The organism is Yeosuana sp., assembly GCF_057126245.1.
Map to the genome: position 1 here is coordinate 1 of NZ_DBNGMQ010000122.1, position 4,662 is coordinate 4,662.

Genomic DNA, 4,662 nt, shown 5'->3' on the forward strand with positions numbered 1-4,662 from the left:
CCCAAATCTACCATAATTTTAACTCAATTGTAATTTGTCCCAAATCTACCAAAACTTAACTAGATTAAGTTTTGGTTTTTTTATACAATCATTTTTGACTAAATCAAAAATCAATATTTCACTTTAAGTAATCCCTCTCAAAACTAATCCTATTCTGAGCAAGTATTTATTAACCCAAATTAAATATTTTGTTTTATGAACGTCAAAAATACTTTCGAAAATAAAAAAGGTGAACAGATGTTCACCTTTTTTGCCCCAAATCTACCATGAACTTAACCTACTTATGTTATGGTAATACGAATATAAATAAATTCAAGTGTAATAAATACATTTATTAGATAAGATGCTTAAATAATTGTCTAATTGAAAAAATAATCTGCTTAAACTAATTTATAACTTTCTATCCATACTCAATTTATTAATCTCATTATTTTAATTGAAATTAAACACCTAAACGTGAACCGAAATCTGGACAAATATGAGGTAAGATTATCCAGATATGGATAAAAAATAGAATAATAAAAAGTAACCCTATCAATAAGGCATGACTGATATATACCACGTCTCCAGCTGGCTTAATTATTGGCCATAACAAACCAAAACTTCCTGTTACAAATAATAAAAAAGGGATGCCAGAGAAAAAGATAAGGAATTGTAAATTAAATTGGTTTTTTAAAAAACCATAAAAAACAAAACCCGTAATTACAGATAGAATCAATAAAATCCAATAGACTTTTTTAGTTGTACTGATTTTAATTTTATTCATTTTATGTGATTTTTTAATTATTCTATTCAAAAGTACCTTGTAGCAATATGATACTAAATGATAAATATCATTACATAAAAACAGGGCTGATTTAAAAAATAAGCTATTTTACCCTTACCATAAGTCTTTATATTCTCTTTATCAAACGAATTACGCCTTGTTGACAACTATCATTGTCCTTCATCACTAATAGTATTAAATTGATTAAAATGCAATAGAACCACTCTGAACAAAGTGAAATCGAATAAAAGCAAAAATCAGTGAATATGAAAAAAATCCAAAGAAAAGAAAGGATTTTAAATATCTCAATTGGTATGTTATTGGTTTCGATATTTTTTATGATAATAGTAATACCAGTAGTTTACACGAGAACATTACCAAATGAAAAAAACCTAGGTGCTGCAATTGGAATAACTTTAGCAATTATATTTCGTCTATTTATAATAAGTTGGTACTTATCAATAATTAAAAAAAATAGGCTTAATGGCGAAAAAAGAAAACCAGGATACATCCTTATTGGAACTCTTCTAATTATACTTGGATTAATTTATTTAGATGGTGCTATTGCATTTCTTGACAATAAAAATATCCTTTACGTATCCTATTTAATGTTTACAAGTGCTTTTTGCGACTCAATTGCTTCCATACTAACTTTTATAGCTATCTTTTTAAAGTCGCAAAAAATTAATTGAGTGTATTATTTAAATCGCAAAACAAACTTAAGAAGAACTTAAGATATATATAAAGAAAAGACTAAACAGCAGAAAATTCAACGTTTATAGCCCGCTTCAAAATCGTAATGGCTTTATAAATTTGAAGTCCGAAATCGCCTACTTTGCATATACTAAAAGTTGGTATTAATTAGGCTAAGTATTAAAAAATAAATACTTGAGACAATGATCAAAAAACTTTTGGAAAACGAATATTTTACTAAAAAAGATAAATCCCTTATACGATCGCAATGAAAATAATTATTCTAAATATTCTTCTAGACATTTTCGAATTATTTTGAGTTTTTAAAGGTGAAATATGCCATAATTTTTCGCATTAAGACTTATTAAAGGAACCTTACCAAAAGACTTCATTCTTTTTACTAAATCCCTATGTAATAATTGTGAAGTGATACTTTTACCTTCGCGTTCAAGCATAGCAACTATGTCTGCATTTGAATTATCTAAGTATATTTTCAGGTCATTAAAGGCATCATCGGAATCAAGAATGTCAAATTCCAGATTCTCGTATTCAATATACTTATGGATTTTTTTTTCTATATCTTCTTTTTGTATTTTTCTAACTATTTCTTCCAATGAAGACATATGTACTATCTTAATTTTTGCATTAAACGGCTTGGCAATTTCTGTTAGTTTATCAATGGCTCCAAGGTCTTCTTCTTCAAGATCTGCAGCATATACTATGGTTTTAATTTGGACATGACTTGCGTCACTAGGAATTGATAAAACTGGACAAGGTGTTTTTTCAAGTAGTTTTTTTGTAGTATTACCAATAATTATTTCTCGTAATACACTTCCACCTTTCATTCCTGTTATAATTAATAAAGCATCAATCTCATTTGCTTTGGAAATAATTCCTTTAACTATAGACTTATTTTTAATGGCTTCTATTTCAATATTTAAGTTCTTTAAATTATCATTCAAGATTTTATTACAAAAACTTATAAGTTTTGAGTTCTGTCTTTTCAAAGAACCACCGTCAATATCTAGAAAAGCGTCTTTGCTTTTTAAGCTTAAATCGTCCAAAATGGTTGGATAATTAAATACATGGACTACGAACAATTTAGCATTCATCTTTGTACTTATTGCGTATGCATATTTTAGTGCTGCAATTGAGTTTTTTGAATAATCGGTGGCGTATAAAATAGTTTTCATTTTGTGCTTAAATATTTCTTACTAGTACAAAATAAAACTTTATTGGTAGTAATCAAATGACCTATATCAGGTTGTGATTTTTCCCCTGATATAAATCATCTATTTTAAATGATTGAATTCTTATTTTTATTTGATTAAATGAATCATTGTGATATACATTTAGTCTATCCGGAATCTTTAAACATTAGTCTTATGAAAAATCTACACAACTTACTACAAGAAATTGCGCAACTTACTACTAACATTGAAACCAATTATCCTGAACTCTATCGCTATTTAGATGAAAACCCATTAACACTGCCTGTTAGCAAACATCCTCATATAGATAAAGCTATAATGGAGGAATATCTAGAGAGTCTAAAACAACTACTCAAACGCCATTTAGAAACAAATAAACTCTAGAATATGGGAGAGATAGCTATATCAGATAGTGAAATAATATTATTTTACAATTCTAAATCTGTTAAGGCACAACAAACTTTGTCTTTTGCAAAGGCTGAAGGTTTGCCAATACAGCAAATGTATAGTTTAAATACACTGTGAACAAACAGGTAAATAGCAGAAATTACAGATCGGTTGCATATTTAAATTAAAGATTTGGAAAATCAAGAACATCCTTCGTATACATCAAGTTTTGAGTATCATGATTTTTCTAATGAAGATTGGATAAAATGAGACGTTACACTCCGGAAATTTCAAAACAACCTATTACCTTGCGTGAAGATATTACCATACTATATTGTTATAAACTCCAACTGATATTGTTAAAATATAATTATAATTCTCCTTTTAATACTTTCGAATAGGCAGCTATTTGTCCTCTATGATATGTTTCGTGCTCTAATACTTTATGCAATAAAAACCACCAAAAAGTCATCTTCTTACCATTTTCATCATGAACCAATTCATTAATGGTTATATTATTAAACTCTGAAACTATGGTGTGCCTTTTCTCGCCATTGGCCTTTAAGGTTGTAAGCAAAGACTTGTAAATAGTTTTGTCAGCAGCAAAGTGAGGTTCATCAGAGCCCATTGACCATTTGAAGGTTCTTTTATTGGTTGTTGAAAGGTTAAAGAATATCTCGTCAACATCAATTATATGTTTTACCAGATGAGCAAAACTCATAGCAGTATTGTTCAATCGCCAGTTTATAAATCCTTCTGGAATTTCTTCAAGCCTTTTAAGCGTTAACCTTCTTATCTCTGAGGATAATGCCGCAAGCTCATCTAAATTATAATTTGTTTTCATGTTCTTTCTATTTTAGAAGTGTCTAAAGTTATAAGGGTTAACTATTGTTCAAAAAAATCTCATCATTCTTGTAATCTATAACTCAAATCATTTTGAGAAAATACAGGTTTATAAGGTTTATGATTTATATATACCTCGTCTCCAGCAGGCTTAATTATTGGCCTAAATAAACCAAAACTTCTTTTAACAAATAATAAAAAAGGGATGCCAGAGAAAAAAATAAAAAATTGTAAATTAAATCGGTCTTGAAAAAATACATAAAAAACAAAACTCATAATTACAGATAGAATCAATAAAATCGAGTAGATTTTTTTTTGTTGTGCTGTTTTTAATTTTATTCACTTCATATATTTTTTTATTATTCTACTTAAAAGTACTGAATGGCAATAATATACTAAATGATAAATATCATTCCATAAAAAAGGTCTGAGTTAAAAAACATGTTATTTTACTCGAAGCATAATTCAGGACTAGACATAATGACCCGAATATTTATCACTTAAACAAATACAATCAAAAAAAAATGGCCGACTAATTGTCTCAATGAAATTACATTTATTGATTTAGGCTTTTGTTATTTTTCTAAACTTTAATTATTCTTAAAATGATTTTGATTCATAAAATAAAGAAGCCTTGAATATTGGTTTTGTATTACATACAAAAAGCAATAATCCAAAAACATTATTCGCAAGATGGAGTTATGGAAACGCTTTTAGTTCTTATGGAATAGCGACTGGAAGCCCCACAGAAGATGCTTATAT

Annotated in this window: 6 protein-coding genes; 3 read left to right on the plus strand and 3 right to left on the minus strand. The window is 27.9% G+C overall.

The features are described 5' to 3' along the window. Positions 1-442 precede the first annotated feature (442 nt). Positions 443-766, minus strand: coding sequence for a hypothetical protein (locus AC15TD_RS15305; protein ID WP_484453012.1), 324 nt, complete (start codon positions 764-766; stop codon positions 443-445). Between the two features lie 266 nt (positions 767-1,032). Here AC15TD_RS15305 and AC15TD_RS15310 point away from each other — a divergent pair, with 266 nt between their 5' ends. Beyond that, entirely contained in the window at positions 1,033-1,458 is a 426-nt protein-coding gene (locus AC15TD_RS15310; RefSeq protein ID WP_484453013.1) for a hypothetical protein, read from the plus strand. 324 nt (positions 1,459-1,782) lie between these two features. Here the strand turns inward: AC15TD_RS15310 and AC15TD_RS15315 are convergent, their stop codons facing one another. Continuing rightward, complete coding sequence (locus AC15TD_RS15315; protein ID WP_484453014.1) at positions 1,783-2,652, minus strand: universal stress protein; 870 nt, start codon at positions 2,650-2,652, stop codon at positions 1,783-1,785. Positions 2,653-2,844: 192 nt separating this feature from the next. On the opposite strand from AC15TD_RS15315, the gene AC15TD_RS15320 reads away from it, so the two are divergent. Both AC15TD_RS15320 and AC15TD_RS15325 read left to right on the plus strand, forming a co-directional pair. Next, positions 2,845-3,054, plus strand: coding sequence for a hypothetical protein (locus AC15TD_RS15320; RefSeq protein ID WP_484453015.1), 210 nt, complete (start codon positions 2,845-2,847; stop codon positions 3,052-3,054). Between the two features lie 3 nt (positions 3,055-3,057). After that, a complete protein-coding gene (locus AC15TD_RS15325; protein ID WP_484453016.1) occupies positions 3,058-3,195 on the plus strand; it encodes a hypothetical protein in 138 nt (45 codons plus the stop codon). A gap of 232 nt (positions 3,196-3,427) precedes the next feature. Here the strand turns inward: AC15TD_RS15325 and AC15TD_RS15330 are convergent, their stop codons facing one another. After that, the gene (locus AC15TD_RS15330; protein ID WP_484453017.1) at positions 3,428-3,901 is read right to left on the minus strand and encodes a DinB family protein; all 474 of its coding nucleotides are present in this window, start codon (positions 3,899-3,901) and stop codon (positions 3,428-3,430) included. Positions 3,902-4,662 lie beyond the last annotated feature (761 nt).